Source organism: Streptomyces sp. NPDC048057 (assembly GCF_040653095.1).
GTDB lineage: Bacteria > Actinomycetota > Actinomycetes > Streptomycetales > Streptomycetaceae > Streptomyces.
The window spans coordinates 246,615-273,199 of the sequence record NZ_JBEZNF010000008.1; the positions used below are offsets into that span (position 1 = coordinate 246,615).

At 71.4% G+C, this 26,585-nt stretch carries 26 protein-coding genes and 1 rRNA gene; 19 read left to right on the plus strand and 8 right to left on the minus strand.

Going from position 1 to position 26,585, the window contains the following annotated elements:
* Nucleotides 1-418 precede the first annotated feature (418 nt).
* The 4 genes from pstS (at nt 419) to pstB (ending at nt 4,760) form a co-directional block, all read left to right on the plus strand.
* Nucleotides 419-1,552, plus strand: a complete 1,134-nt coding sequence (pstS, locus tag AB0E05_RS11980; RefSeq protein WP_361962002.1) for a phosphate ABC transporter substrate-binding protein PstS — start codon at nt 419-421, stop codon at nt 1,550-1,552.
* A gap of 293 nt (nt 1,553-1,845) precedes the next feature.
* Nucleotides 1,846-2,877 carry a phosphate ABC transporter permease subunit PstC gene (gene pstC, locus AB0E05_RS11985; RefSeq protein ID WP_361962004.1) on the plus strand — a complete coding sequence of 344 codons (1,032 nt, stop codon included), beginning with the start codon at nt 1,846-1,848 and terminating at the stop codon, nt 2,875-2,877.
* On the plus strand, nt 2,874-3,953 hold the full coding sequence (gene pstA / locus AB0E05_RS11990; RefSeq protein WP_361962007.1) for a phosphate ABC transporter permease PstA: 1,080 nt from the start codon (nt 2,874-2,876) through the stop codon (nt 3,951-3,953). The genes pstC and pstA overlap by 4 nt, the downstream gene beginning before the upstream one ends.
* A 30-nt stretch (nt 3,954-3,983) precedes the next feature.
* A complete protein-coding gene (pstB, locus tag AB0E05_RS11995; RefSeq protein WP_361962009.1) occupies nt 3,984-4,760 on the plus strand; it encodes a phosphate ABC transporter ATP-binding protein PstB in 777 nt (258 codons plus the stop codon).
* A 341-nt stretch (nt 4,761-5,101) separates the two neighbouring features.
* Here the strand turns inward: pstB and AB0E05_RS12000 are convergent, their stop codons facing one another.
* Nucleotides 5,102-6,100, minus strand: coding sequence for an inorganic phosphate transporter (locus tag AB0E05_RS12000; RefSeq protein ID WP_361962011.1), 999 nt, complete (start codon nt 6,098-6,100; stop codon nt 5,102-5,104).
* Between the two features lie 5 nt (nt 6,101-6,105).
* Nucleotides 6,106-6,726, minus strand: coding sequence for a DUF47 family protein (locus tag AB0E05_RS12005; RefSeq protein WP_361536458.1), 621 nt, complete (start codon nt 6,724-6,726; stop codon nt 6,106-6,108).
* 371 nt (nt 6,727-7,097) lie between these two features.
* Here AB0E05_RS12005 and AB0E05_RS12010 point away from each other — a divergent pair, with 371 nt between their 5' ends.
* Complete coding sequence (locus tag AB0E05_RS12010; RefSeq protein ID WP_361962014.1) at nt 7,098-7,460, plus strand: metal-sensitive transcriptional regulator; 363 nt, start codon at nt 7,098-7,100, stop codon at nt 7,458-7,460.
* A 135-nt stretch (nt 7,461-7,595) separates the two neighbouring features.
* Here the strand turns inward: AB0E05_RS12010 and AB0E05_RS12015 are convergent, their stop codons facing one another.
* Together AB0E05_RS12015 and AB0E05_RS12020 are read right to left on the minus strand one after the other, a co-directional pair.
* A complete protein-coding gene (locus tag AB0E05_RS12015) occupies nt 7,596-7,778 on the minus strand; it encodes a hypothetical protein (protein ID WP_361962016.1) in 183 nt (60 codons plus the stop codon).
* A gap of 74 nt (nt 7,779-7,852) precedes the next feature.
* Complete coding sequence (locus AB0E05_RS12020; RefSeq protein WP_361962018.1) at nt 7,853-8,701, minus strand: hypothetical protein; 849 nt, start codon at nt 8,699-8,701, stop codon at nt 7,853-7,855.
* A 170-nt stretch (nt 8,702-8,871) separates the two neighbouring features.
* On the opposite strand from AB0E05_RS12020, the gene AB0E05_RS12025 reads away from it, so the two are divergent.
* The 3 genes from AB0E05_RS12025 (at nt 8,872) to AB0E05_RS12035 (ending at nt 11,267) form a co-directional block, all read left to right on the plus strand.
* Nucleotides 8,872-9,063 carry a hypothetical protein gene (locus AB0E05_RS12025; protein ID WP_361962020.1) on the plus strand — a complete coding sequence of 64 codons (192 nt, stop codon included), beginning with the start codon at nt 8,872-8,874 and terminating at the stop codon, nt 9,061-9,063.
* Nucleotides 9,064-9,242: 179 nt separating this feature from the next.
* Nucleotides 9,243-10,844, plus strand: a complete 1,602-nt coding sequence (locus AB0E05_RS12030; protein ID WP_361962022.1) for an FAD-binding oxidoreductase — start codon at nt 9,243-9,245, stop codon at nt 10,842-10,844.
* A 171-nt stretch (nt 10,845-11,015) separates the two neighbouring features.
* On the plus strand, nt 11,016-11,267 hold the full coding sequence (locus AB0E05_RS12035) for a hypothetical protein (protein WP_361962024.1): 252 nt from the start codon (nt 11,016-11,018) through the stop codon (nt 11,265-11,267).
* Nucleotides 11,268-11,710: 443 nt separating this feature from the next.
* Here AB0E05_RS12035 and AB0E05_RS12040 read toward each other — a convergent pair whose 3' ends face one another.
* The gene (locus tag AB0E05_RS12040) at nt 11,711-12,484 is read right to left on the minus strand and encodes a phosphatase PAP2 family protein (protein WP_361962026.1); all 774 of its coding nucleotides are present in this window, start codon (nt 12,482-12,484) and stop codon (nt 11,711-11,713) included.
* Between the two features lie 313 nt (nt 12,485-12,797).
* Nucleotides 12,798-13,817, minus strand: a complete 1,020-nt coding sequence (locus tag AB0E05_RS12045) for a bifunctional lytic transglycosylase/C40 family peptidase (RefSeq protein WP_361962028.1) — start codon at nt 13,815-13,817, stop codon at nt 12,798-12,800.
* Nucleotides 13,818-14,394: 577 nt separating this feature from the next.
* Here AB0E05_RS12045 and AB0E05_RS12050 point away from each other — a divergent pair.
* From AB0E05_RS12050 to AB0E05_RS12080, 7 genes are all read left to right on the plus strand, one after another.
* On the plus strand, nt 14,395-14,703 hold the full coding sequence (locus tag AB0E05_RS12050; protein WP_361962030.1) for a hypothetical protein: 309 nt from the start codon (nt 14,395-14,397) through the stop codon (nt 14,701-14,703).
* Between the two features lie 97 nt (nt 14,704-14,800).
* Nucleotides 14,801-15,040, plus strand: coding sequence for a hypothetical protein (locus AB0E05_RS12055; protein WP_361962032.1), 240 nt, complete (start codon nt 14,801-14,803; stop codon nt 15,038-15,040).
* Nucleotides 15,037-15,894 (plus strand): hypothetical protein, encoded by an 858-nt coding sequence (locus AB0E05_RS12060; protein ID WP_361962034.1) that lies wholly within the window; start codon nt 15,037-15,039, stop codon nt 15,892-15,894. Before AB0E05_RS12055 ends, AB0E05_RS12060 begins: the two co-directional genes overlap by 4 nt.
* A complete protein-coding gene (locus tag AB0E05_RS12065; protein WP_361962036.1) occupies nt 15,884-17,260 on the plus strand; it encodes a hypothetical protein in 1,377 nt (458 codons plus the stop codon). The genes AB0E05_RS12060 and AB0E05_RS12065 overlap by 11 nt, the downstream gene beginning before the upstream one ends.
* Nucleotides 17,257-18,810: an SCO6880 family protein gene (locus AB0E05_RS12070; RefSeq protein ID WP_361962038.1), complete on the plus strand. Its 1,554-nt coding sequence runs from the start codon at nt 17,257-17,259 to the stop codon at nt 18,808-18,810. The genes AB0E05_RS12065 and AB0E05_RS12070 overlap by 4 nt, the downstream gene beginning before the upstream one ends.
* Before the next feature lie 8 nt (nt 18,811-18,818).
* Nucleotides 18,819-20,228, plus strand: coding sequence for an ATP-binding protein (locus AB0E05_RS12075; protein ID WP_361962040.1), 1,410 nt, complete (start codon nt 18,819-18,821; stop codon nt 20,226-20,228).
* 91 nt (nt 20,229-20,319) lie between these two features.
* Entirely contained in the window at nt 20,320-21,837 is a 1,518-nt protein-coding gene (locus AB0E05_RS12080) for a type VI secretion protein (RefSeq protein ID WP_361962091.1), read from the plus strand.
* A gap of 37 nt (nt 21,838-21,874) precedes the next feature.
* Here the strand turns inward: AB0E05_RS12080 and AB0E05_RS12085 are convergent, their stop codons facing one another.
* Complete coding sequence (locus tag AB0E05_RS12085) at nt 21,875-22,441, minus strand: GNAT family N-acetyltransferase (protein WP_361962043.1); 567 nt, start codon at nt 22,439-22,441, stop codon at nt 21,875-21,877.
* Between the two features lie 135 nt (nt 22,442-22,576).
* Here AB0E05_RS12085 and AB0E05_RS12090 point away from each other — a divergent pair, with 135 nt between their 5' ends.
* The 4 genes from AB0E05_RS12090 (at nt 22,577) to AB0E05_RS12105 (ending at nt 26,392) form a co-directional block, all read left to right on the plus strand.
* Nucleotides 22,577-23,581, plus strand: coding sequence for an ATP-binding cassette domain-containing protein (locus tag AB0E05_RS12090; protein WP_361962045.1), 1,005 nt, complete (start codon nt 22,577-22,579; stop codon nt 23,579-23,581).
* Nucleotides 23,578-24,351: an ABC transporter permease gene (locus tag AB0E05_RS12095; protein ID WP_361962047.1), complete on the plus strand. Its 774-nt coding sequence runs from the start codon at nt 23,578-23,580 to the stop codon at nt 24,349-24,351. Before AB0E05_RS12090 ends, AB0E05_RS12095 begins: the two co-directional genes overlap by 4 nt.
* 170 nt (nt 24,352-24,521) lie before the next feature.
* Complete coding sequence (locus tag AB0E05_RS12100; RefSeq protein ID WP_361962093.1) at nt 24,522-25,727, plus strand: histidine kinase; 1,206 nt, start codon at nt 24,522-24,524, stop codon at nt 25,725-25,727.
* Complete coding sequence (locus tag AB0E05_RS12105) at nt 25,724-26,392, plus strand: response regulator transcription factor (RefSeq protein WP_361962049.1); 669 nt, start codon at nt 25,724-25,726, stop codon at nt 26,390-26,392. The genes AB0E05_RS12100 and AB0E05_RS12105 overlap by 4 nt, the downstream gene beginning before the upstream one ends.
* Before the next feature lie 108 nt (nt 26,393-26,500).
* On the opposite strand, the gene rrf is transcribed toward AB0E05_RS12105, so the two are convergent.
* Nucleotides 26,501-26,585 (minus strand): 5S ribosomal RNA (gene rrf / locus AB0E05_RS12110); the annotation flags it as partial.

The following is a 26,585-nucleotide window of genomic DNA, read 5'->3' on the forward strand; positions in this document are numbered from 1 at the left end:
GCCCCCACCCAAACGCCGCGTCAACACGTGCGAGCGCCTCGCCCGAACGCCCGCCACTCGTACGGGTAACGGCCGGCACGACACCCCCCGCAGCGCGCTAGGTTGCGCTCGGTGACACCTCCGGCACCCGCTGCCCCGTACGAACCGCGTGAACCATGCACTTACCCGTAGCCCGACAACACCCCAGGCCACAGGCGGGAACCGCCCCCTTTCAAGGTGGCTCGGCACGATTACCCAGCCGCCCGACACGGTTCACCTCCCGTTCACTCTCCACCTTGGGGCACTTCACCTGATCTGCTTAATTTCGGCCCTACGAGGTGACCGGCACAGGGCCGGGAACCCCATCCCCCGACACACGCCGCCCAACGTCCCGGCCCCGGCCAGCGTCCAGGCGGCTCCTGGAAGGAAACACCCGAAAGTGAAGCTTCAGCGCAAGAACGGGCTTCGCGCCACCGCGCTCGGTGCCCTCGCTGTGACCGGTGCCCTGGTCCTCACGGCGTGTGGTTCGGACGACAACTCGGCCAGCACGGGCGGCAGCGGCAGCAAGAGCAACGCGGCGTCGAACATCTCGTGCGACGGCGCCAAGGGCAAGCTCCTCGCTTCCGGTTCCAGCGCGCAGAAGAACGCCATGGACCTGTGGGTGAAGAACTACATGGCCGCCTGCTCCGGCGTGGAGATCAACTACAAGTCCTCCTCCTCCGGCGAGGGCATCGTCGCCTTCAACCAGGGCACCGTCGGCTTCGCCGGCTCCGACTCGGCGCTCAAGCCCGAAGAGGTCGCCGAGTCCAAGAAGATGTGCAAGGACGGCCAGGGCATCAACCTGCCCATGGTCGGCGGCCCGATCGCGATCGGCTACAACCTGCCCGGCGTCGACGACCTGACCCTGGACGCCTCCGCCGTCGCCAAGATCTTCAACGGCAAGATCACCAAGTGGAACGACCCGGCGATCGTCAAGCTCAACGAGGGCAAGTCGCTGCCGGACAAGGCGATCCAGGCGTTCCACCGCTCCGAGGACTCCGGCACCACCCAGAACCTCGGCAAGTACCTGGGCGCCACCGCCAAGGCCGACTGGCCGTACGAGGCCGAGAAGAAGTGGCCCGCGCCCGGCGGCCAGGCCGCCTCCGGCTCCTCCGGCGTCGCGGCCCAGGTCAAGCAGGTCGACGGCGCGATCGGCTACTTCGAGCTCTCGTACGCCACCTCGCAGTCCATCCCGACGGTCGACATCTCGACGGGCGCCGCGGCCCCCGTCAAGGCCACCTCGGAGAACGCCTCCAAGGCCATCGCCGCCGCCAAGGTCAAGGGCACCGGCAAGGACCTCGCCCTGGAGCTGGACTACGCCACCAAGGCCGACGGCGCCTACCCGATCATCCTGGTCACGTACGAGGTCGTCTGCGACACCGGCAACAAGCCCGAGACCCTCAGCACGGTCAAGTCCTTCCTGACGTACACCGCGAGCGAGGAGGGCCAGAAGGTCCTGTCGAACGCGGGCTACGCCCCCATCCCGGCCGAGATCAACGCGAAGGTCCGCGAGACCGTCGCCGGCCTGAACTGACCCGGACCGACGGGCCGTAGGCCGGACGCCGCGGACCCGCCGGCCGGGCAGGACCGCGCAGGACCACAACGAGAGAGCGCAGGCGGGGGGAGGGCTCGACCACCCTCCGCCTGTCCGCGCCCGCCGGGCCGCCACGAAGCCCCGCACCCGCGCCGGCCGACGGAGCCCCGCCCGTACGACGCCCCCCACCCACCGTCCGCCCCCACCCGCTCCGTGTCCGCCTCCGCACCCGTCCGCCCATCCGGTGCACCGCCGCCAGGGGAGCCCGCTCCCCCACACAGACCGGAAAGACCATGGCTTCCACGACACCCATAGAACCCCAGGACCCCCTGCCCCCCGGCCATGCCGGCCCGTCCGGCACCGGCCCCGCCGGCTCCCTCGCCGCGAAGAGCTCATCGACCGGGCGCGCCGGCGACAAGGTGTTCCTCGCCCTGTCCCGCGGCTCGGGCATCCTGCTCCTGGTGATCATGGCGTCGATCGCGGCGTTCCTCACCTACCGCGCCGCCATCGCGCTCTCCGAGAACGAGGGCAACTTCCTCACCACGTTCGACTGGAACCCCGCGGGCAACCCGCCGGTGTTCGGCATCGCGGTGCTGCTCTTCGGCACGGTCGTCAGCTCGATCGTCGCGATGGTGATCGCGGTCCCGATCGCCGTCGGCATCGCGCTCTTCATCTCGCACTACGCGCCCCGCAAGCTCGCCGCGCCCCTCGCGTACGTCGTCGACCTGCTCGCCGCCGTGCCGTCGATCATCTACGGCATCTGGGGCGCGCTCTTCCTGGTGCCGTACCTGGAGGGGCTCAACCTCTGGCTGGACGCGTACTTCGGTTGGACGTACGTCTTCGAGAAGACCGAGATCGGCGTCGCCCGCTCGCTGTTCACCGTGGGCATCCTGCTCGCGATCATGATCCTGCCGATCGTGACCAGCGTCAGCCGCGAGGTCTTCCTCCAGGTCCCGAAGATGCACGAGGAGGCCGCACTGGCGCTCGGAGCCACCCGCTGGGAGGTCATCCGGATGTCGGTGCTGCCCTTCGGCCGCTCCGGCGTGATCTCGGCCTCGATGCTGGGCCTCGGCCGGGCGCTCGGCGAGACGATGGCGGTGGCGACCGTGCTGTCGCCGAGCTTCATCATCTCCGGGCACCTGCTCAACCCCGGCGGCGGCACCTTCGCCCAGAACATCGCCGCGAAGTTCGACGAGGCCAACGAACTCGGTCGGGACGCCCTGATCGCCTCCGGTCTCGTCCTCTTCATCCTCACCCTGCTGGTCAACGGCGGGGCCCGCATGATCATCGCCCGCCGCAAGGAGTACTCGGGGGCCAACGCATGAGCCAGACAGCACTGCACGACAGCACGCCGGCGCCCGCCACCGCGATCGCCCCGGCCCGCCTCACCGGACGGTCGCTCCCCCGCTGGGCCCCGGCCGGCTTCGCCGTCGCCGGCATCGTCCTGGGCTGCGGCCTCGGCGCGGTCGCCGGCTGGCACAGCAAGATCCAGTGGGGTCTGCTCTCCGCGCTCTTCTTCGTGGCCATCTCCTACGTGGCGACCTCCGTGGTGGAGAACAAGCGACAGGCCAAGGACAAGCTGGCGACCAGCGTCGTCTGGGTCTGCTTCATCCTCGCCGTCATCCCGCTGTTCTCCCTGATCTGGGTGACGGTCAGCCGGGGCGTGAAGGTCCTCGACGGGTACTTCCTGACCCACTCCATGGCCGGCGTGCCCGGCTTCGAGGCGGGCGGCGGCGTGTACCACGCCATCGTCGGCACCCTCCAGCAGGTCGGCCTCGCCACCCTCATCTCGGTGCCGATCGGCCTGCTGACCGCGATCTACCTGGTCGAGTACGGCAAGGGCGCGCTCGCCAAGGCCGTGACGTTCTTCGTCGACGTCATGACGGGCATCCCGTCGATCGTCGCCGGCCTCTTCCTCCTCTCCATCATGCTGATGTTCGAGCTGAGCCCGTCCGGCCTGATGGGCGCGCTGGCGCTGGCGATCCTGATGATCCCGGTCGTCGTCCGCTCCACGGAGGAGATGCTGAAGCTCGTGCCGAACGAGCTGCGCGAGGCGTCCCTGGCCCTCGGCGTCCCGAAGTGGCGCACCATCGTGAAGGTGGTCATCCCGACCGCGCTCGGCGGCATCACCACCGGCGTGATGCTCGCGGTGGCCCGCATCGCCGGCGAGACCGCCCCGATCATGCTGCTGGTCTTCGGCAGCCAGCTGATCAACACCAACCCGTTCGAAGGGGCCCAGTCCTCGCTCCCGTTCTACATCTGGGAGCAGTACCGGGTCGGCAGCGAGGCGTCGTACGACCGCGCCTGGGCCGCCGCCCTGGTCCTGATCGCCTTCGTCATGATCCTCAACCTGGTGGCCCGCGGCATCGCCCGCTGGAAGGCCCCGAAGACCGGCCGCTGACGCGCGGCAACTGGGAAGTGAACTGAACTCATGGCCAAGCGAATCGACGTCAGCGGACTGACCGCCTACTACGGCTCCCACAAGGCGATCGAGGACATCTCGATGACCGTGGAGCCCCGCTCGGTGACGGCCTTCATCGGCCCCTCCGGCTGCGGCAAGTCGACGTTCCTGCGCACCCTCAACCGGATGCACGAGGTCACCCCCGGCGGCCGGGTCGAGGGCAAGGTGATGCTCGACGACGAGAACCTGTACGCCTCCTCCGTGGACCCGGTCGCCGTGCGCCGCACGGTCGGCATGGTCTTCCAGCGCCCGAACCCGTTCCCGACCATGTCGATCTTCGACAACGTCGCGGCGGGGCTGCGCCTGAACGGCTCGTACAAGAAGAACCAGCTCGCGGACGTGGTGGAGAAGTCGCTGCGGGGCGCGAACCTCTGGAACGAGGTCAAGGACCGGCTCAACAAGCCGGGCTCCGGCCTCTCCGGCGGTCAGCAGCAGCGGCTGTGCATCGCCCGCGCCATCGCGGTCGAGCCCGAGGTGCTGCTGATGGACGAGCCCTGCTCGGCGCTGGACCCGATCTCGACCCTCGCGATCGAGGACCTGATCGGGGAGCTGAAGGAGCGTTTCACCATCGTCATCGTCACCCACAACATGCAGCAGGCGGCCCGGGTCTCCGACCGCACCGCCTTCTTCAACCTGGCGGCCGTGGGCCAGCCCGGCAAGCTGATCGAGATCGACGACACGGAGCGGATCTTCGCCAACCCGTCCGTCCAGGCCACCGAGGACTACATCTCCGGCCGCTTCGGCTGAGCCGGCCCCGGCCCGGGCAAGCTCCGGCTGCCCCGGCGCGTGGGGCCCGCGGACGCGGTCGACGCATCCGCGGGGCCGTGCGCGCCAGCCGCTCCAGCCGTCCTGCGGTGCTGCATGGCGGTGCCACCGCACGACGAAGGGCCCGCCCCCACTTCCTTCCCGGGGGCGGGCCCACTTGCGTCTTCAGGGGGCGTGGCTCGATCCGTACGCGCCGGTTGCGCGCCTCGCACGCGTCCCCGGAATGTCGTACGCCCCGGCCTGTACGCCCCGGCCAGGCCCGTACGCCCGTACGTACGCCTCCGCGCGCGCCAGGCCCCAGCCCCGGGGCTCCGGGCTCCGCCTCAGCCGAACACCAGCCACACCACGCCGTAGCTCAGCGCGGCGACCGCCGCCGCGGCCGGCATGGTGATGAACCACCCCATGACGATGTTCTTGGCAACGCCCCAGCGCACCGCGTTCACCCGCTTCGTGGCGCCCGCGCCCATGATCGCCGAGGTGATGACGTGCGTCGTGGAGATCGGCGCGTGGAAGAGGAACGCCGATCCGAACATGATCGAGGCGCCCGTCGTCTCCGCGGCGAAGCCCTGCGGCGGGTCCAGCTCGATGATCTTGCGCCCCAGCGTCCGCATGATCCGCCAGCCACCGGCGTACGTGCCCAGCGACAGCATCACCGCACAGGCGATCTTGACCCAGACCGGGATCTCGTCGCCGGACTGCTGGACGTCCGCGATGACCAGCGCCATCACCACGATGCCCATCGTCTTCTGGGCGTCCTGGAGGCCGTGCCCGAGGGCCATCGCCGCGGCGGAGACGGTCTGGGCGATCCGGAAACCGCGCCGGGCCTTGTTCGGGTTCGCCCGGCGGAAGATCCACAGGATGGCGACCATCACCAGGTACCCCACCACCAGCCCGACCAGCGGAGAGACGAACATCGGGATGACGATCTTCTCCAGCACACCGGACCAGATCACCTCCGTGCCACCGGCGAGGGCCGCCCCGACCATGCCGCCGAACAAGGCGTGCGAGGACGACGACGGCAGCCCGAAGTACCAGGTGACGAGGTTCCACACAATGGCGCCGAGGAGGGCGGCGAAGAGGATGCCCATCCCCTTGCTGCCCTGCGGGGTCTCGATCAGCCCCTCGCTGACGGTCTTGGCCACGCCCTGCCCGAGGAACGCCCCCGCGAGGTTCATCAGCGCGGCCATCACCAGCGCGACGCGCGGGGTCAGCGCGCGCGTGGAGACGGAGGTCGCGATGGCGTTCGCGGAGTCGTGGAAGCCGTTGGTGTAGGTGAAGCCGAGCGCGACGGCGATCGTCACGACCAGCGCGAAGGTGTCCACGGAGCTCAGGACTCCTTGACCGCGATGGTCTCCACGGTGTTCGCGACGTGCTCGAAGGCGTCCGCCGCCTCCTCCAGGACGTCCACGATCTGCTTCAGCTTCAGCACCTCGATGGCGTCGTACTTGCCGTTGAAGAGCGTGGCCAGGAGCTTGCGGTGGATCTGGTCCGCCTGGTTCTCCAGCCGGTTGACCTCGATCCAGTACTCGGTGAGGTTCTCCATGGTCCGCAGGTGCGGCATCGCCTCGGCCGTCAGTTCGGCGGCCCGGGCCAGCACCTCGATCTGCTGCTCGACGCCCTTGGGGAGTTCCTCGACCTGATAGAGGACGACCAGGTCGACGGCCTCCTCCATGAAGTCCATGATGTCGTCGAGGGACGATGCGAGGGCGTAGATGTCCTCACGGTCGAACGGCGTGATGAAGGAGGAGTTGAGCTGGTGGAAGATGGCATGGGTGGCGTCGTCACCCGCGTGTTCCGCGGCCCGCATCCGCTCCGCGATCTCACTCCGGGAGGAAGCGTCGGCCCCGAGCAGTTCCATCAGGAGCTTGGAGCCCGTCACGATGTTGTCCGCGGAGGCCGCGAACATGTCGTAGAAGCTCGTCTCCCGTGGGGTCAGACGAAATCGCACGTGAGGTCCCTGTGGTGCGCTGGATTCGGACAGGCTGATGCTAGGCGCATTCATCCGGCCGCGGCCAACCGGCGTTCTTCAGTGTCGCCGATGGGCGGCCCCGACCGGCACGGCCCCCCGTGGCACCTTCCCCATCGACCCCCGAAGCACTCCACCGAGCAGGTCACGAAGCCGCACGCCGGGCCGGCGGCTCGTGAAACGCTTTCCTCCGTGATCACGCACAACCCGGTACCATATACCCATGAGGGGTATACGAACCCCGATGCGGGCGACGTATGCGGCGCATCCGACGGAACAGTCGGAGACACCACACACCAGCCCGCACCCGCAGCAGCAGCACACGAAGCACGCCAGGACAACGGGAGGACCCGATGACGACCACCGAGGCGGCCGGCCCCCCGGTCACCGAGACCCTTGCCGCCGACGCCCCGGTCACCGACCACGACCGCGGCATCCACGGCTACCACAAGCAGAAGGACGAGCACCTCAAGCGGCTGCGCCGGATCGAGGGCCAGATCCGCGGCCTCCAGCGCATGGTCGACGAGGACGTCTACTGCATCGACATACTCACCCAGGTCTCGGCGTCCACGAAGGCCCTCCAGTCCTTCGCCCTCCAGCTCCTTGAGGAGCACCTGCGCCACTGCGTCGCCGACGCGGCGGTCAAGGGGGGCGACGAGATCGAGGCGAAGGTCGAGGAGGCCACCAAGGCGATCGCGCGGATGATGCGCACCTGACGCCTCCGTACGCCCGGACCGACGGGGCCGTACGCACGGAAGGGGCCCGCACCGGCGGGGCCCGCACGCACCGATGGGCGGGGACGCAGTGCGTCCCCGCCCATCAGCCGTTCCGGTCGTCAGTTCCGGTCGCCGTCAGTCCTGTCGGCCGAGCGCCGCCCGCTCGGTGGCGACCTTCAGCACCTCGTCGATACGGGCCGGGCTCAGCCGCTCCCCGTCCGCGGCGGACGCCGCGATGATCAACTCACCACACAGGTCGATCTCGGCGAGGGCCACGTGGTCCTGGACCAACGTCGTACTGGGCGGAGCCACGTGCATTCACCTCTTCCTCCGGTGTCGACTTCCTAGCGTAGGGAGCGATGCACGGACCGCGCATGGCACGTCCGGACCATTTAGGCCCTGATTCTTCCCGCATAAATGTCCCGTTGGTCGGGCAGCCGCACGGCCACCGGCGCGCCGAAGTCGAACAGCACGGTGGTCGACGTCACGGCCACCGTCGTCCTGCCGTTGCTGAAGCTGAAGCGGTGCTTCACCTTCCGCAGCCGCCCCTCCTCGTCCACGTACGCGTCGAACGGCACGGTCACCGTGGTGAACCCTTTCGCCGCCGCCTCCAGCGCCGTGCGCACCGGCGACCTGGCCGCCCGCGCCGCCTCCGCGATGTCCGTACGCCCCCGGAAGTGCCGCACCGACACGCCCTCGATGCGCTCGCTGCCCACGTACGACACCTCGCGCGCGCCCCGCAGCAGCTCCGCCGCCGCCAGCGGATCCGTCGCACCGCCCGTGACCAGGTTCCCGTCCTGGAGGGTCGCGGTGTCGATCCGCACCCACTTGTCGGCGGGGACCCCCGCACCGCGGTTCTTCATGTAGAGCGCGTCCGGGGTCATCAGCTCGGTGACCGGGCGGTGCTCCTCCGTGCCGGCCGGGTCCTTGGGCAACACCACCGTGAGCTGTCCCACCAACCGGCGGAAGTCGTAGCCGCCCTCGCCCTGGATCGTGACCCGGGTGCCGCCGGACGCCGTCTCCATCGAGGTGCGCGCCCGGGCGCTGCCCGCCGCGACGAGGGCGTCGGCGGCGCCGAGCACCGCGTCGTCGCTGACCGTGCGCGAGCTGGGCCTGTCGTCCGCCACGGCCTGGCCCGAAGCACCGCCGCCGCCCGCGCAGCCGGTGACGGCGAACGCTCCCAAGACGACCGCGGAGACGACGACCGCCCCGCCCTTGCGCCCCTGCCGCTGCTCCACCATGGTCTGTGACCCCCAACCAACACCGGAACCGCTGATCGCTGATTCGACACGTTCGTTTGCGAGAGACCTCCACCCGTCCTCCCTAACGACCGCGCGGGGCCGCCGTCACGCCGGCGGCGCCACCGGCACTCCCCTGTCTGCCGGGCGCCGGCGGCCAGTACGGTGGAACCGTGCCACCGCATGCCCCCACGGAAGACGGCCCCGCCCCCACCTCCACGTCCCCCCACCGCACCACGACGACGGAACGCGGCTCCTTCGCGCTCGCCCGCTGCGACTGCGGTTGGAGCGGGCCGGCCCGCCGCTCGCGGGAACGGGCCCGTACGGACGCCACCGCGCACGCCGCAGCCCAGCTCACCGCCTGACATCCGGATCGACGGCTTCCGCCCGGACGCTCCGGCCCGGAACACCTCCGGCCGGAAGACGTCCGGCCGGAAGACGTCCGGCCAGACGCCCGTGGCCGGACCGCGAAACCTCACGGCGCCCTCGGTGCGTCTGGTCACGAAGAGCACCACCAGAACGCCCGGGACGCCCAGGAGGTCCGATGGATCGGCGTGCGCTGCTCACGACCGCGGTCGCCCTCGCGACGACCGCCGCCTGCACCAAGGAGCGCGCCGGCGCCGGCGCGCCCCCGTCGGGGTCCACCCCCGCGACCGCCGTGCCGTCGCCCCGCGCGTCCCCGTCCCCGCCTCAGGGCTCCCGCCCCTCCCCGTCCCCCGCCCGCGACCTGCGGGCGCTCGGCCGCGGCCTCGACGGCCGGCTGGTACTCCCCGACGACGCCGACTACCCGACCGCGCGCCAGCTCTACAACACCCGCTTCGACTCCCTGCGGCCCGCGGCCGTCGCGTACGTGTCCGGCCCCGCCGACGTCCAGGAGTGCCTGCGCTACGCCCGTACCCACCGCGTCCCCGTCTCCGTCCGCAGCGGCGGCCACTCCTACGCCGGCCACTCCTCGGGCAACGGCCGGCTCGTCATCGACGTCTCATCGCTGGACCGCATCACCGTCGCAGGCTCCGACACCGCGACGATCGGCGCCGGCGCACGGCTCGTCTCCGTCTACCGCACGCTGGGCGCCCGGGGCCGCACCCTGCCCGCCGGCTCCTGCGCGTCCGTCGGCGTGGCCGGGCTCGCCCTCGGCGGCGGGCACGGGGTGACCTCCCGGGCGTACGGGCTGACCTGCGACAGCCTCACCGGGGCCACGGTCGTCACCGCCGACGGGCAGGTGCGGCGGACCGGCACCGACCGGGACGCGGACCTCTTCTGGGCGCTGCGCGGCGCGGGCCACGGCTCCTTCGGCGTCGTGACGGAGCTGCGGTTCCGTACGCATCCGGCGCCGCCGCTCGTCGTCGCCCTGCTCAGCTGGCCGTGGCGCTCGGCGGCGGCCGTGCTGACGGCCTGGCAGCGCTGGGGACCCGACCAGCCGGACGAGACGTGGTCCTCGGCGCACCTGACGGCGGGCAGTTCGGGCGGGGCGGCGCCGCGGCTGTCGGTGGCGGTGTGCTCCTTCGGGACGGAGGACGTCGTGCGCAACGCGGTCGACCGGCTCGCCGACGCCGCGGGCTCCAGCGCGTCGTCCGTGTCGCTGCGCACCCGACCGCACCTCGCCGCGATGCTCGGGTACGCGGGCTGCTCCACCCGCAGCGCGGAGGAGTGCGCGCTGCCGGGGGCGGTGCCGGGCCGCAGCCGGGCGGGCGCGCTCGGCCGTGAGACGTACGCCGCCGCCTCCGACTTCTTCGACCGCGCGGTGTCGACCGCGGCGGTACGGGAACTGGTCGCGCGGACCGAGCGGTTCACCCGGCTCCCGGCGGGGCGCGGCGAGGGGTCGATCCAGCTGACGGCGCTCGGCGGCGCGGTCAACCGGGTGGATCCGCTGGCCACGGCCTTCGTCCACCGGCGTTCGCGGGTGGTGGTGCAGTACCTCGCCTCGTGGGCGCCGGGGACGGCGGGCACCGCCGAACGCTCCTGGCTGCGGGACGCCCACGGCGCGATGCGACGGCACGTCTCCGGGGCGGCGTACCAGAACTATGCCGACGCGGCGCTGACCGGCTGGCGCACGGCGTACTACGGTCCGGCGGCGGACCGGTTGGGGCGGTTGCGCAAGGAGTACGACCCCGAGGGCGTCTTCGCCCACCCCCAGTCGCTCTGACCGGGGGCGCGGACGGCGCTCCATCGCCCGGACGGGCGCGGCTGGATGGCCGGGCGGGGCGGGGGCGGGTGCTCTGGATTACGGGGACATCTGGATGACGGGGCCGTTCACGCCCCGTACCCCCGGTCCGTCCCGCTCCCTCGTACCGTCACGTCGTTCTAAGGACGCCCCATGCCCGCACCCCTGGCCACGGCCGGTCGAATAGCCATCGCCGCCGCCTCCACCGCGCTCGCCCTTCCCCTGCTGACCGGCACCGCCACCGCGGTCGAGCGCCGGCCGCCCGCCGACCGCGGCGACGCCACGGCGCCGCTCGCGTCCAAGCCGGAGGGTCCGATAGAGAGCTCGCTCTCGGTCGGCGCGACGGGGATCCTCGGCGCGGCCGGCGCGGTCTACATCATCCGCCGCCACCGCAACCGCCGCTGATTTTCTGGGCCTCTGGACGTAGCCGCCGTTCCCCTGCGGGAGCGTTGGTCTCCGCGGCCCGGTGGTGGGCTGTTCGCGCAGTTCCCCGCGCCCCTAAAAGCCCCCGCCCCCAGCCCGCAGGCAAACGACGGGGGAAGCACATCAGGGGCGCGGGGAACTGCGCGAACAGCCACAGACGGCCTGCAGACGCGACGGCACGGCCCGCCGCACGGCGAAACCGCGCCACCCGAGGGCAGCGGCAGCTTCGCTGCAGCCTCACCGGCCACGCACCTGCCGCAGGCGCCGTCACCGCACGCGCCTCACGGCGCTCCCGTGCCCGCGAAGGCAGGGCGACGGCCCTCCCGGGGAGGCCACAGAGAAGAGGCGCGGTGCCAGCCCCGGCCAGCCGGGCGGGGCATTGCGGGGGCACCCCGAGGCGCCCCGGCCGAGCCCGCCGCAGGCGGCTACGCCGCGAGGCCCTTGTCGCGCGGGCCGTCCGTCCGGGGCTCCGGGATGCCGAGCGGCTCCGCCTGGCGTCGGCCGTCCGAGCCGGCCGCCGCCTTCTTGGAGCGCACCATCCAGCCCGCCTTGTTCGACCCGGCGATCGCCCGCGTCACCGGCGTCAGCAGGAGCTGCGCGAGGGGCGCGAGGAGCAGGGTGACCGCCGTGCCGAGCGCGAAGCCGCCGATCACGTCGGTCGGGTAGTGCACGCCCATGTAGATCCGGAGGAAGCCCTCCAGGAAGCCGAGCCCGAGCGCGACGAAGCCGAGCTTGCGGTGGGCGAGGAAGATGCCGACGGCGATGGCCATCGCCATCGTCGAGTGGTCGCTGACGAAGGAGAAGTCCGTCTTGCCCTCGACGAGGACTTCGAGGGACTTGTCGTTCACGAACGGCCGTGGTCGCTCCACCAACTCGCGGATGGGGATGTTGATCACCAGGGCGACCGCGGCGGCCAGCGGCGCCCACACCACCGCGGCGGCGCCCGAGATCGAGTCCTCGACCGTGCCGCGGGAGCGCAGCAGCCACCAGGCCCAGAAGCCGAGGGCGACGAGCCCGAACATGATGCCGAACTCGCCGACGAAGCCCATGATCCGGTCGAACCACGGCGGAGCGGCCTTCGCGAGGTCGTTGATGCCGTGGAGCAGGTCGACGTCGGGCCCCGAGGCCCCACTCGACTCCGCGAGGGAGAAACCCACCTCCGACTCCGCCGGGGAGAACCCCGGGGCGAGTCCAGCCATCTGATGCGGCCCCTTGCCTTGTCTCGGCCTTCTACCGGCCTTGAATTGCCCTGTGTCCTGAACGGCGGCGCGCCCGCGCGCGCCGCTCGCCCTGCACCCCCGTGATCAGCGTGTGGTGACGGTCGCACGTCCGTCGCGGATCCTGCACCGTCTTTTGCGGTGCCTCCGTTCCCAGGGAACGGTCGACCGGCCGCCCGCGTTCCACTCTCCACCGAACGATCACCATGACGTTACCGAAGAGAGATAGATCGCCGCAGCTCAGGACCGTGCCCCTCGGGCGACTTCCGGCCACGGCGGACGCCCCGTCAGGCCGTCAGGCCGCCGGTGGGTGCTTGGGCAGCGCTTTCGCGCCCTCCTCGGTGACCCGGGTGGCCCCGAAGTAGTCCGGAGTGTCGATCTTGTCGAAGCGGATCACGGCCCCCGGTCGCGGTGCATTGATCATGTACCCGCCACCGACGTAGAGCCCCACGTGCCGGATGGCACGCGAATTGGTCAAGTCGTCCGAGAAGAACACCAGGTCGCCCGGGAGCAGTTCGTCCCGCGAGGGGTGCGGACCGGCGTTGTACTGGTCGTTCGCCACCCGCGGCAGCTCGATGTCCACCGTCCGGTACGCCGCCTGGGTCAGCCCCGAGCAGTCGAACCGCCCGTCTTGCTCGGGCGTGCCGTTGCCGCCCCACAGGTACTTGGTGCCGAGCTTCTGCTGCGCGAAGTTGATCGCCCCCGCGGCCTGCCGGGACGGATCCACCCGCCCGACCGGCTTCGCGAAGCTCTTCTCCAAGGTGCGGATGATCTTGACGTAGTGCTGGGTCTCCTTGTACGGCGGCACCCCGCCATACTTGATGACGGCGTACGCGCCCGCGTTGTACGCGGCGAGCATGTTCGCCGTCGGGTCGCCGGGCGCCTTCTTCACGTACCCGGCCAGCTTGCAGTCGTACGAAGCGGCGGACGGGATCGCGTCGGCCGGGTCCCAGACGTCCCGGTCCCCGTCCCCGTCGCCGTCCATGCCGTGCGCCGCCCACGTGCCCGGGATGAACTGGGCGATGCCCTGGGCCGCCGCGTGGCTCTGCGCCCGGGGGTTCCACCCGCTCTCCTGGTACAGCTGCGCGGCCAGCAGCGCCGGATTGATCGCGGGGCACAGGTTGCCCCACTTCTGCACCAGGGCCTGGTACCGCGCCGGGACGGCGCCCTTCGCGAGGGCGACGGACTTGCCCTGCGCTCCGGCGCCGGCCCCGAAGGCCCCGCCCGCGATGGTGAAGGTGCCGACGAAGAGCAGCGCGAGGAAGGCCATGCACACCCCGATGGAGAGGCCCGCGACAACCCATGCCTTACGCACCGTCAACCGCCCTTCCCGCCACCGGAGTACGCTCCGCGCCAGTGTAGGTCGGCGGCCGGGCTTTCAGGAGGCGGCCGGGGAAGCGCGCCTTCGCACGCCGACCACCTCGCCCCGCTCCCGTCCGGCGGCGCCCGCCCGCCGCCTCCCACCCTGCGCTCCCCGTGCGCCCTGTCCCGGCCACCGGGGCGGCGCGACCATGGGCACCGCTGCACCCCCGGGCACCCGTACCGCCCCCGGCCCGTTCACCACATGACCGTGCGCCAGCACGGCAACCAAAGCGGACACCGCCCGTCCGAAACGTGAGGAGCGCCCCAAAGGTGGAACAACGACAGTCATTGCCCGGAGTCACGCAGCGTGATACACAGAGTGACAATACGGGCTCCTCGCCATGACCTCGACCCGCTCCGATCCGCTGCGCCGCAGGTCAGAGCGGCGATCATCGGTCATACGTGCGGAGATCGGGTAAAGAGACCCGCCAAGTCGGCATACGCGGGCGGTTTCATCAGCGAAGATAGAGCGATGGCCCATGCCGAGGGGCACGGGCGGCGAAAGACCCGACAGGGGCGGTGAGTTACACATGATCCTGGCAGCCGAAAAGGGCGACATCAACACCATCATCGGCGGTATCGCCCCGAACTGGGGCCCGTTCGGGAGTCTGGGCAACGAAGCACGGGTGATGATCGAGGTGGTGATGGCCGTGGCCATCCTGATCTGCCTCGGCATCGCGATCTGGGGGGCGGCCAAGCAGCGCATCGGCGCGACCGCGCTCCGGGACACGTTCAGCGCGGAGCAGGGCAAGGGCCTGATCGTCGCGGGACTGGCCGGCGTCTTCATCATCGGCTCCCTGGGGACCCTGTTCACCATCGTCTACGGGATGGCCGTGTGACCTCACTCCCCATCAGTCCGTAGACCCAGACCGCACTCCCCCATCCGCACTCCTCCCCGAGCGAGCCCGGCCCACCCTCAGAGGTTGCGTCCCCCCGATGTCCCAGCCGATGTCCCAGCCGACGTCCGAGCCGACGTCCCCGTTGCGCTTGACGTCGAGTCACCACAGCGCGCCCGCGCGCACCGTCGTACGACCACCGGCGTCGTACGACGGCGGCACGGGCACCGAACCGTGCCGTACGACGTCCCACCTCGGGCACGGAGCGCGCACCGGGCACGACGGCGTCCCCGGACGCGCGGGCGAGCACGAGGGACACGAGGGAGAGGCCGCGCCATGAACCACGGCGACGATCACGGGTACCGCACCGGCGGGAGCGACCCGGACGACTCCTACGGCGGGACGGGCCAGACCCGCACCCGCCTGCCCGGCACGGGGGACGACGGCTACGGCACCGCCCGCCGCCCCGTCCGCACCTCCCGCTCCCTCATCACCGTCGTCGGCGTCGTCGTGCTGCTCATCGCCGCGATCGCCTTCGCCAACCGGGGCGGGGACGACGGCGGGGACGGCGACGGCGGCAGCGCCAAGGGCCGGGAGGCGGCCCCCACCGCACCGACGGGCGTCAAGCCCGTGAAGGGCAAGGCGGAGGGCACGGGCATCCCCACGGGGTACGCGAAGGACGCCCAGGGCGCACAGAGCGCGGCGGCCAACTACTCCGTCGCCCTCGGCTCCGACGGCATGTTCCAGGCGAAGAGCCGCGGCGACATCGTGCGGACCGTGCACGATCCGGCCGTCGCCGAGGAACTGCTGACGAACCTGGCGAAGGCGTACTCCACCGAGTTCCTCGGCGCCGTCGGCCTCGCGCAGGACGGCACCGCCCCGGACGGCCTCGCCTTCGTCTCCCGCACCATCCCCATCGGGACCAAGGTGACCGACCAGAAGGACGACACGGTCACGGTCGAGGTGTGGTGCACCGGACTCATCGGACTCGCGGGACCGGAGTCCACCAAGCCGGTCACCTCCTCCTACTTCACCCTCACCCAGAACCTGAAGTGGGTCGACGGCGACTGGAAGATCACCTCGTCCTCCCAGAAGGAAGGTCCGACGCCGGTCAACGGCGACAACCGCGCCTCCACGGCCGAGGAGATCGCCAGTGCCGTCGCGGGATACGGAGGCTTCACCCATGCCCGGTAGCCGCACCCCCCAACTGCTCCGCCGCACCCACGCGCGCGCGCTGGTCGGCCTCGCGGCCCTCCACACGTCCGTCGTCGCGGCCGTCGTGCTCGCGCCGTCCGCCGCCGCGGAGCCGACGCCGCCCCCCAGCAACTCCCCGAGCCCCCGCCCCAGCGGCGGCAACGACCAGTGCGGCCTCATCCAGGGCCAGGCCAGGGACCTGTGCGAGAACGGCTCCGGCGAAGGCGGCGCCAGCACCACCAACAACCCTGTCGACGAACTCACCCCGCTGACCGTGCTGGCCCGCGGCTGCGCCGACGCCGCGTCGTGGACCGTCGACACCCTCGCCAAGGCCGTGAAGTCCACCGCCACGGTCGACTTCACCAACACGACGTTCCTCTCCCAGTACGCGGTCGTCTTCGCCGCCTCCACCGTCCTGACGCTGATCATCTGGCTGCTGGCGGTCGCCAAGCGGGCCATCCGCGGCGTCCCCCTGCTCACCGCGATCTCCGAGGCCGTCGGCTTCCTCTGGCTGACGGTCCTCGCCTCCGCCTTCACCCCGCTGATCCTCTACACCCTGGTCTCCGCCACCGACAGCATCTCCAACGTCGTCGCCGGCGGCACCAAGGACCAGACGGACCAGTTCTTCGGCACCTTCTCCGAAGCGCTGGAGAAGGGCACCGGCATCGGCGGCGGCCCGATCATGCTGATCGTCGTCTCCCTCGTCACGATCATCGCCGCCGGCGTGCTCTACCTGGAGCTGTTCATCCGCGCCGTGCTGCTGTACGTCGGCGCGCTCCTCGGCGTCGTCGTCTACGCCGGCCTCGTCGACAAGAACATGTGGGGACACGTCCGCCGCTGGGCCGGCCTCATGATCGCGATCATCCTGGTCAAACCGGTCATCCTGATCGTGCTCGGACTCGCCGGCGCGCTCGCCGGCCAGGACGGCCCCGACTCCGTCTCCGCCGTCGTCTCCGGACTCGCCATCATCATCCTGGCGATCGTCGCCTCCGCGATGATCTACCGCTTCGTGCCCGGCTTCGGCGACGAGATCGTGGCCTCCCGCAACAACCGCATCCAAGGAGCCGTCGAAGGCCGCGCCGCCGCGGTCATCAGCTCCCCCGCGGCCCTCGTCTCCCAGGGCATCAAGACCCACAGCGCCCGCGGCGGCGCGGGCGGCGCCCAGGCCGAGGGCGGCAGCTCGACGCCCCGCCCCGCCAACCCCGTCGGCACCGGCGTCGCCGCCCACGGCAGCCGCCCCACCGGCGGCGGCACGGGCGGCGCGGCGCCGGCCGCCGCTCCCCCGCCCCGTAGCAGCCCCTCCGGCGTGGCTGGCAGCAGCACCCCGCACGGCAACCGCAAGAGCACAGGAGGTGGAGGGCGTTGACCACCCAGTCCCATCCCATCGCGCCCCGCCGCACGTACCTCATCGGCCGGGCCCGGCCGAACGCGATCATCGGCAAGAACCGCGAGACGGGCGAGATCGCCCTGATCGTCGCCGGCGCGTTCTTCGGCATGATGAGCGGCCTGCTGGTGCCCTACCTCGTACCGCGGATTGTGCTGCTCGCGGGCTTCCCGATGCTCGCGCTCGCCGCCGTCTACCTCCCGTACAAACAGCGCACCTTCTACCGGTGGTTCGAGATCAACCGCAGCTTCAAGCGCACCGTGCGCTCCAACGCCGCCTACCGCTCCTCCGCCGCCGAGGCCGGCACCCGCCTCGACGGGCGCGAGGTGGAGATCGGCCCGCCGCCGGGCATCGGCCGGATCAGCTGGCTCGCCGCGCCCTTCGGCCCCGACGAGATCGCCGTACTGCTCCACGCCGACCGGCGCACCGTCACCGCCGCGATCGAGATCGAGGGCCCCGGCGTCGGCCTGCGCGACAGTGAGGACCAGGAAGCGCTCGTCGACCGCTTCGGCACCCTCCTCAAGCACGTCGCCAACGGCGACGGCTTCGTCACCCGCATCCAGATGCTCGCCCGCACCCTGCCGGCGGACCCCGACGCGCACGCCAAGGACGTCGCCCAGCGCGGCGACGAGCGCGCCCCCGGCTGGCTGCGTGACTCCTACGAGCAGCTCCAGTCCATGGTCTCCACCTCCAGCGAGCAGCACCGCGCGTACCTCGTCGCCTGCATGCACTACACGCGCGAACTCGCCGCCGAGGCCAACGCCATGGCCCGCGCCACCCGACAGGCCACCAAGGTCCGCCGCCTCGACAAGGACGCCGGCCTCGCGATCGTGATGGCCCGCGAACTCACCGACATCTGCGCCCGCCTCGCCGAGGCCGACATCCGGGTCCGCCAGCCGCTGGGCCAGGGCCGGCTCGCGTCCCTGGTGCACTCGATGTACGACCCGGACCACCCCATCGACCACATCCAGGCGATGACCAAGCGCAACGCCTGGCCCGCGGAACTCGACGCCGTGGAGCCCACGTACCTCCAGGCCAAGACCCGCGAGTCCGCCACCCGCGCGCCCTGGTGCCACGCCACGGCCTGGGTGAAGGAGTGGCCGATGACCCCCGTCGGCGTCAACTTCCTCGCCCCGCTGCTCGTCCACACCCCGGACGTGATCCGCACCGTCGCGGTCACCATGGACCTCGAACCCACCGAGGTCGCCATCGAGCGCATGCTCACCGAGAAGACCAACGACGAGGCCGACGCCAGCCGCGCCGCCAAGATGAACCGCACCGTCGACCCGCGCGACGTCGCCGCCCACGGCCGCCTCGACCAGCGGGGTGAAGATCTCGCCAGCGGTGCGGCCGGCGTCAACCTCGTCGGGTACATCACTGTGTCGTCCCGTACGCCCGAGGCCCTGGCCAGGGACAAGCGGACGATCCGGGCCTCGGCCGGCAAGTCGTATCTGAAGCTCGAATGGTGCGACCGGGAGCACCACCGGGCCTTTGTGAACACCTTGCCGTTCGCGACCGGCATCCGCCGTTAGGGGCCACCGTGCGAGATCCGCTGTCCGCCGTCACCGAGGCGTTCACGTCCTTCGTCCTCGGCAAGGTCGAGACGACCCGACTGCCCGTGCGCACCTCCACGGGCCAGGCGCAGGCCGTCTACCTGCCCACCGCGGCCCCCGGCCTCGGCGACTCCGGCGTGATCATCGGCCGTGAGGTCTACAGCGGAAAGGGCTACATCTACGACCCGTTCCAGCTGTACGGACAACAGCTCCCCGCCCCCCACTGGCTGGTGCTCGGCGAGTCCGGCAACGGCAAGTCGGCGCTGGAGAAGACGTACGTCCTGCGCCAGCTCCGGTTCCGCGACCGCCAGGTCGTCGTGTTGGACGCGCAGGGCGAGGACGGCGTCGGCGAGTGGAACCTGGTCGCCGAGCAGTTGGGCATCACGCCCATCCGACTCGACCCGATGACCGCGCTCGACGGCGGCATCCGCCTCAACCCCCTCGACCCGTCGATCACCACCACGGGCCAGCTCGCGCTGCTCCGCACGATCATCGAAGTCGCCATGGGGCACGGCCTCGACGAGCGCTCCGGCTTCGCGCTGAAGGTCGCCCACGCGTACGTCAACGAGTGCATCACCGACCGGCAGCCCGTCCTCACCGACATCGTCGAGCAACTGCGCCACCCGGAGGCGGAGTCCGCCGAGTCGATGAACGTCGACATAGACGACGTACGGGCCTGGGGGCTCGACGTCGCCCTGGTGCTGGACCGGCTCGTCGACGGTGACCTGCGCGGGATGTTCGACGGGCCGACGACCGTCGGCATCGACCTGGACGCCCCGCTGATCGTCTTCGACCTCTCGCACATCGACCGCAACTCCATCGCCATGCCCATCCTGATGGCGATCGTGGGCGTCTGGCTGGAGCACACCTGGATCCGCCCCGACCGGAAGAAGCGCATCTTCCTGGTCGAGGAGGCGTGGCACATCATCAACAGCCCGTTCGTGGCCCAACTCTTCCAGCGGCTGCTGAAGTTCGGCCGACGGCTCGGCCTCTCCTTCGTCGCGGTCGTCCACCACCTGTCGGACGTCGTGGACGGGGCGGCGGCGAAGGAGGCCGCGGCGATCCTGAAGATGGCGTCCACGCGCACGATCTACGCCCAGAAGGCCGACGAGGCACGGGCGACGGGGCGGGTGCTCGGGCTGCCGCGGTGGGCCGTGGAGATCATTCCGACGCTCACCCCCGGCATCGCGGTCTGGGACGTCAACGGCAACGTACAGGTCGTCAAACACCTGGTCACGGAGGCCGAACGGCCCCTGGTCTTCACCGACCGCGCCATGACGGAATCGTCCCATCCGCTCCCGGCGGAGATCGAGGCGGCGGAGTGGGAGGCCGAGCAGCGGGCCGCGCTCATCGAGCGACAGCGCTACAACGACTCCTCCGAGTCCACGGTCGCCTGACGTGCGGAACGACCACGGTTACGGACAGGGGTACGGGCCGAACGGCGGGCGCCCCGGTCCGCGCCGTTCGGGCGGCGGCGTCCCGGACGGGCTGATCGTCGGAGTCTTCGGGCTCGGCCTCTGCCTGTTGTTCGTGGTCTGGGCGGCCACGGGCCTCGCGGGTCTGTTCGCCCAGGGCTCCTGGCCCGACGGCGTCACGTTCGGCAGGACGCCGCAGGCGCTGCGCTCGCTCGCGGGCGATCCGAAGGACCTCCCCGCGGCCTGGCCGAACACCCCGGCCGACCACCTGTCGGAGTACGGGCTGTTCTGGGGTCTGGCGATCGGGCTGCTGATGGTCCTCGCCGTGCTGACGGTCTTCGTCGTGGGGACGTTGGCGCGCTGGAAGACGGTGCGCGCGGCGCGGAAGGCGGAGCGGGCGACGGGGGCGCGGCAGGAGGTTCCCCCGGAGTACGAGGCACCTCAACCCGTGCCTCAGGAGCCCCCGGTGCACCACAGGGCCACCCCCGGCGGCATCCCGGTCCAGCCCTCCCGAGACCCGCACGGACCTGCCTCCGCACCCGTCCACGAACCCGTCGCGTACCCGCCCCAGGAGACGCCGAGCACGGCCGACCAGGAACCCACCGCCCCCGTGGACGGCGCGGACGCCCCCGCCCCGTCTCCGGTCGGGTCCGTGCCGGCCCCCCGCCGCACCCCCCGCGTCTTCTTCGGCGACCCCACCGCGCGCCGCCCCGCCGCCCTCCAGGCCCTCCAGGACGCGGCCGGCCCCGCCCTCGTCGTCACCTCCGACCCCACGGTCTGGGCAGACACCAAGGACGCCCGCGCGAAGTACGGCCCTGTGCTGGTGTACGACCCGGGCCACCTCTGCGACACCCCCGCCCGTCTGCACTGGAACCCGACGGTCGGCTGCGAGGACGTGGCCCGCGCCCAGGAGCGGGCCGTCGCCCTCCTCGCGCCCGTGCGCCCGCACGCCCGCATCGACGCGGCGATGGTCGACACCGCGGAGACCCTGCTGCGCTGCTGGCTGCACGCCGCCGCCGTGGCCGGCCGGCCCTTCAAGCAGGTGCACCGCTGGGCCCAGGGCATCAACGCGCAGGAGTCCGTACGGATACTCCGCACCCACGCCAAGGCCACCAGCGGGCTCGCCGGGCTGCTCGAAGCAGCCCTGACCGCGTACCCGGAACGGCGGGAGATCGCCCAGCAGTTGGTCGCCCGCGCGCTGTCCTCGCTCTCCTCGATCCACATCCGCGAGGCGTGCACTCCGAACCGAACTGATGCGCTCGCCTTGGAATCATTTATCAACGAAGGGGGAACCCTGTATCTGGTGGGCGAACCCATCGAGGATCCCAAGGCCCACCCCGGAGCGATGCCGCTGCTCACCGCACTGGCGTCAGACGTGGTCGAGCACGGCCGCCGCATGGCCGCACGGTCATCCGCCGGCCGGCTCGACCCACCAATGACGCTCGTCCTCGACGACGCGGCAGCCGTCGCCCCGCTCCCCCGCCTGCCCCAGTTGCTGACCACCGGCCCGGACCAGGGCCTGTCGACGTTCGTCCTGCTCCGCTCGATGGAACAGGCCCGCGCGCGCTGGCAGGAGCCGCTCCCCCAGTAGCGGCCCCTGAGCGGGCAGTCGACCGATGGCGGCCGGATCAGGCGGATCGGGACGCGGGACGCCGCACTTCGTACTCCAGGTCCTGTACGCCCGGCTGCCCGGGCTCGTCGACCCGGCGGCCCGTCGCCAAGAAGCCGAACTTCCGGTAGAAGGCGTCGGCCCGTTCGTTCTTCTCGTGGACGTACAGCCGTACGCGTCGGACGGGCGGCCCCGCCAGCTCCCACGACCACTCCAGGGCCATACGGAACAACTCGTCCGCGAGGCCGGCACCGCGGGCCTCGGGACGGACGAACACCGCCACGACGTGCGTCTGGTCCATCGTCGTCGGCTCGCCGAACACCGAGTCCTCACCCGGCCGTTCCACCAGCACGGTCACCGTGCCGTCCCACCGGCCGGCGGGCGCCTCCGCGACGAACTGCCGCACCGCGACCCCCTCGGCCGCCCGCGCCGCCCGCTCCTGCCAGAACGAGTCCGGCCGCGCCGCCGCCGTGTCGTACGTCTCCAGGAAGGCCAGGTGCGCCACGGGGTCCCGGAGGGACGCCAGCCTGATGTCCTTGACCTTCGCCCACTCGTCGGCCCGCACGGCCCGAATCACATGCTCCATCCACGGATACTGTCCGATGCCCGAACGCTGAGGCAAAGCGATTACGGCACGTAGTACCCGGGTTGTACGTGCGGGGGATCAGGTGTCATCCGTGGGCGGACGATCCGTCGGAGCCGCGGCATCACCATCGATTGCATGATCGAAGCACACGGACTCACGAAGAGGTACGGTCCAGGTCGCACACGCGGCGCCGGAAAGAGCGGGGACGCAGCCGAGGGCAAAGGCGGCAAGGGCGGGCGCCGCGGCGGCAAGACCGTCGTCGACGACCTGAGCTTCACCGTCCAGCCCGGCTCCGTCACCGGCTTCCTCGGGCCGAACGGCGCCGGCAAGTCGACCACCATGCGCATGATCCTCGGCCTGGACGCCCCCACCCGCGGCCACTCCACCGTCGGCGGCCGGTCGTACGCCGCGCACGGCGCCCCGCTGCACGAGGTCGGTGCCCTCCTGGAGGCCCGCTCGGTCCATCCCGGCCGCAGCGCCCACCAGCATCTGACGGCCATCGCCCACACCCACCGCATCCCCCGCAGCCGCGTCGCCCACGTCCTGGACCTCACCGGCCTGACCGAGGTCGCACACCGCCGCGTCAAGGGCTTCAGCCTCGGCATGGGCCAGCGCCTGGGCATCGCCGCCGCCCTCCTCGGCGACCCCGCCGCCGTCATCCTCGACGAGCCGGTGAACGGCCTCGATCCGGAGGGCGTGCTGTGGATCCGCACCCTGCTCAAGTCCCTCGCCGACGAGGGGCGCACGGTCCTCGTCTCCTCCCATCTGATGAGCGAGATGGCGCTGACCGCGGACCACCTCGTCATCATCGGCCGCGGCCGACTGCTGGCGGACACCACGGTCGACGCGTTCATCCGCTCCGCCGGCGCCACCTCCGTCCGCGTCGTCACCCCCGAGGCCGGCCGGCTCGCGGAGCTGCTCGCCGGCCCCGGCATCCAGATCACCTCCGACGTCCCCGGCGCCCTGGAGGTCCAGGGCGTCGACAGCCGGGAGATCGGCCGCACCGCCGCCGCCCACGCCCTCCCCCTGTTCGAGCTGACGCCCCGGACCGCCTCCCTGGAGCAGGCGTTCATGGACCTCACCCACAGCTCCGTGGAGTACCAGGCGTCCGCCCCCACCCCGCAAGGAGCCGCCGCATGAGCACCGCGTACCGCCTCAGCACGACGGGCCTGCTGCGCTCCGAGTGGCACAAGCTGTGGACCCTGCGGTCCACCTGGATCACGCTGCTGGTCGCCGTCGCCCTCACCCTGGGCCTCGGCATCACGATGGGCGCCACCTACGAGGACGGCGGCGGCGACGCCGACATGGACGTCCTCACGCTCAGCCTCATCGGCTTCCAGTTCGCCCAGGTCGCCATCGCCGTCCTCGGCGTCCTCGTCACCGCCGGGGAGTACGCGACCGGCATGGTCCGCGCCTCCATGACCGCGGTCCCCCGCCGCACCCCCGTCCTGTGGTCCAAGGCGGCGGTCTACGGCGCCGCGACCTTCGCCGTCACCCTCGCGACCACCTTCGTCACCTTCCTCGCCGCCCAGGTCTTCTTCTCCGGCACCGACCAGGAGGCGGCCCTGGGGGACACCGGGATCCTGCGCGGCGTCCTCGGCAGCGCCGCCGGGCTGACCCTGTTGGGCGTGCTGGCCCTCGGCCTCGGGGCCCTCGTGCGCTCCGTCCCCGGTGCCATAGGCGCCTTCATCGGCCTCCTGCTGATCCTTCCCGAGGTCCTGATGATGCTGCCGTTCGACGTCCTGGACGACGTCGTCGACTACTTCCCGGCCCGCGCCTTCGCCTCGCTCAACACCGCCCAGCCCCTCACGGACGCGGCCTCCCCCGGCACGGCGCTGCTCTCCCTCGTCCTGTGGGCGGCGGGATCCCTGGTCCTGGCGGGGTTCCTGCTGAAGAGGCGTGACGTGTGACCGTCCTGCGTACGAGGATGAAGGGCCGCAAGCAGGCGGCAGCAGGAGCCCGGGGGCCGAGCGTGAACGACGGAGAGGGGGAGCGGGTGGAGAACGTGCCACAGCAGGCGGGCGCACAGTCCGCGGACGCCCATCCGCTCACCCACCGGCTCACCGTCCTCACCCGTCGGATCCGCGCCGCGGACTCCCGCCGCCCTTGGATGTGGGACGGCGCCGTCACCGGCTTCTGGCTGTTGGCGGCCCTGATCGACGTCACCAGCGGCGGCTGGCAGCGCATCCCGCACAACAACGACGACACACCCCTGTGGCTGGTGTGGGTGATGTCCTTCGGCCTCGCCCTCCCGCTCTACGTGCGCCGCCGCCGGCCGCTCGCGGCCCTGCTGCTGGTGCTCCCGTTCGCGCTGCTGAGCGCCTGGACCGGAGCCAATCTGCAAGCCGCCCTGCTCCAGCTGGTCTTCGTCTTCGGCATCGCCCTCCGGCTCCGGCTGAGGATCCTGGTCATGGTCCTGGGCGCGATCATCGTGCCTCCCGTGGTCGGCACCTTCCGGTACCCCGTGGGCAGTTGGGACATGCAGGTCGTCCCCATGCTGTACGCCTTCACGATCGTCGCGCTCTTCGGCATCGCCGTGCGCTCCCGCCAGGAGTACACCGCCTCCCTCATGGAGCGGGCCCAGCGCCTCGAAGTCGAACGCGACCAGCAGGCCCAGCTCGCCGCGGCAGCCGAACGCACCCGGATCGCCCGGGAGATGCACGACATCATCGGCCACAACCTCTCCGTCATCACCGGCCTCGCCGACGGCGGTCGCTACGCGGCGGCCAAGTCCCCCGAGCGCGCCGTGGAAGCCCTGGACGCGATCTCCACCACCAGCCGCACCGCCCTGACCGAACTCCGTCGGCTGCTGGGCGTCCTCCGTGAGGACGTCGCGGCCACGGCGGGCGCCGGCCCCTGGGAGCCGCAGTCCACGCCCCGTGCGCCCCAGCCCGCGCTCAGCGACCTGAACCAGCTCGTCGACGGAGTACGCGCCGCCGGCCTCCCGGTCCGCCTGGTCGCCCACGGGCGCCCGCAGCCGCTGCCACCCGGACAGCAGCTCACCGTGTACCGCGTCATCCAGGAAGCCCTGACCAACACCCTCAAGCACGCCGGCCCGGACGCCACCGCCACCGTCCGGCTCACCCACGCCCCCGGTTCGCTGACCGCCACGGTCACGAACACCGGCCCGCCCCTGAAGGAGCCGTCGCGGGCGGGCGGTCGCGGCATCACCGGCATGCGCGAACGCACCGCGCTCTACGACGGCAGCCTCGAAGCCGCCCCGGACCCGCGGGGCGGCTGGCGCGTCCACCTCCACCTCCCCATACCCGAGGACACCACCCCGTGACGACCGTGCTCATCACCGACGACCAGCCCATGCAGCGCTTCGGCTTCCGCATGCTCGTGGAGAGCCAGGACGACATGACGGTCGTCGGCGAGGCGGCGAACGGCGCCGAGGCGGTCCGCCTCGTCTCCCAACTCCACCCCGACGTCGTGCTGATGGACATCCGCATGCCCGGACTGGACGGCATCGAGGCCACCCGCCGCATCGTCGCGGCCGGCGACCGCACCCGCGTCCTCATCCTGACCACGTTCGACCTGGACGAGTACGCCTACGACGGCCTGCGCGCGGGCGCGTCCGGCTTCCTCGTCAAGGACGCCTTCCCCGAGGAGCTGCTGGCCGGCATCCGCGCGGTCGCCACGGGCGACGCCGTGGTCGCTCCGAGCCTGACCCGCCGGCTGCTGGACACCTTCGCCCACCACCTCCCGACGACGGATCCGGGGGAGACCCCCGCGCCCGACCAGCGCATCGCCACCCTCACGGAGCGGGAGAAGGAAATCCTGACGGTCATCGGCCAGGGTTGGACGAACACCGAGATCGCCACCCGCCTCCACCTCGCCGAATCCACCGTGAAGACCCACGTTTCGAGGATCCTGGCAAAGACGGGAGCCCGTGACCGGGTCCAGGCCGTCATCCTGGCGTACGACACAAAAATGGTCCGCCCGGCCTGACCCGTGGCTCGTCCCTGGCCGGGCCGTCTTCGGACTGCGGTCCGAAAAAGTCTCCGGAAATGCGAAAAGGGCCCCACACCGAAGTGTGGGGCCCTCTCCTCAAATATTGTTCGGCGGCGTCCTACTCTCCCACAGGGTCCCCCCTGCAGTACCATCGGCGCTGTGAGGCTTAGCTTCCGGGTTCGGAATGTAA

Bases quoted from the DNA above. Each gene is read 5' to 3' on its own strand.
- pstC (WP_361962004.1), top strand. From the start codon at position 1,846: ATGGCTTCCACGACACCCATAGAACCCCAGGACCCCCTGCCCCCCGGC.
- pstA (WP_361962007.1), top strand. From the start codon at position 2,874: ATGAGCCAGACAGCACTGCACGACAGCACGCCGGCGCCCGCCACCGCG.
- pstB (WP_361962009.1), top strand. From the start codon at position 3,984: ATGGCCAAGCGAATCGACGTCAGCGGACTGACCGCCTACTACGGCTCC.
- AB0E05_RS12010 (WP_361962014.1), top strand. From the start codon at position 7,098: ATGACGACCACCGAGGCGGCCGGCCCCCCGGTCACCGAGACCCTTGCC.
- AB0E05_RS12015 (WP_361962016.1), bottom strand. From the start codon at position 7,778: ATGCACGTGGCTCCGCCCAGTACGACGTTGGTCCAGGACCACGTGGCC.
- AB0E05_RS12020 (WP_361962018.1), bottom strand. From the start codon at position 8,701: ATGGTGGAGCAGCGGCAGGGGCGCAAGGGCGGGGCGGTCGTCGTCTCC.
- AB0E05_RS12030 (WP_361962022.1), top strand. From the start codon at position 9,243: ATGGATCGGCGTGCGCTGCTCACGACCGCGGTCGCCCTCGCGACGACC.
- AB0E05_RS12035 (WP_361962024.1), top strand. From the start codon at position 11,016: ATGCCCGCACCCCTGGCCACGGCCGGTCGAATAGCCATCGCCGCCGCC.
- AB0E05_RS12040 (WP_361962026.1), bottom strand. From the start codon at position 12,484: ATGGCTGGACTCGCCCCGGGGTTCTCCCCGGCGGAGTCGGAGGTGGGT.
- AB0E05_RS12050 (WP_361962030.1), top strand. From the start codon at position 14,395: ATGATCCTGGCAGCCGAAAAGGGCGACATCAACACCATCATCGGCGGT.
- AB0E05_RS12055 (WP_361962032.1), top strand. From the start codon at position 14,801: ATGTCCCAGCCGATGTCCCAGCCGACGTCCGAGCCGACGTCCCCGTTG.
- AB0E05_RS12060 (WP_361962034.1), top strand. From the start codon at position 15,037: ATGAACCACGGCGACGATCACGGGTACCGCACCGGCGGGAGCGACCCG.
- AB0E05_RS12065 (WP_361962036.1), top strand. From the start codon at position 15,884: ATGCCCGGTAGCCGCACCCCCCAACTGCTCCGCCGCACCCACGCGCGC.
- AB0E05_RS12085 (WP_361962043.1), bottom strand. From the start codon at position 22,441: ATGGAGCATGTGATTCGGGCCGTGCGGGCCGACGAGTGGGCGAAGGTC.
- AB0E05_RS12090 (WP_361962045.1), top strand. From the start codon at position 22,577: ATGATCGAAGCACACGGACTCACGAAGAGGTACGGTCCAGGTCGCACA.
- AB0E05_RS12095 (WP_361962047.1), top strand. From the start codon at position 23,578: ATGAGCACCGCGTACCGCCTCAGCACGACGGGCCTGCTGCGCTCCGAG.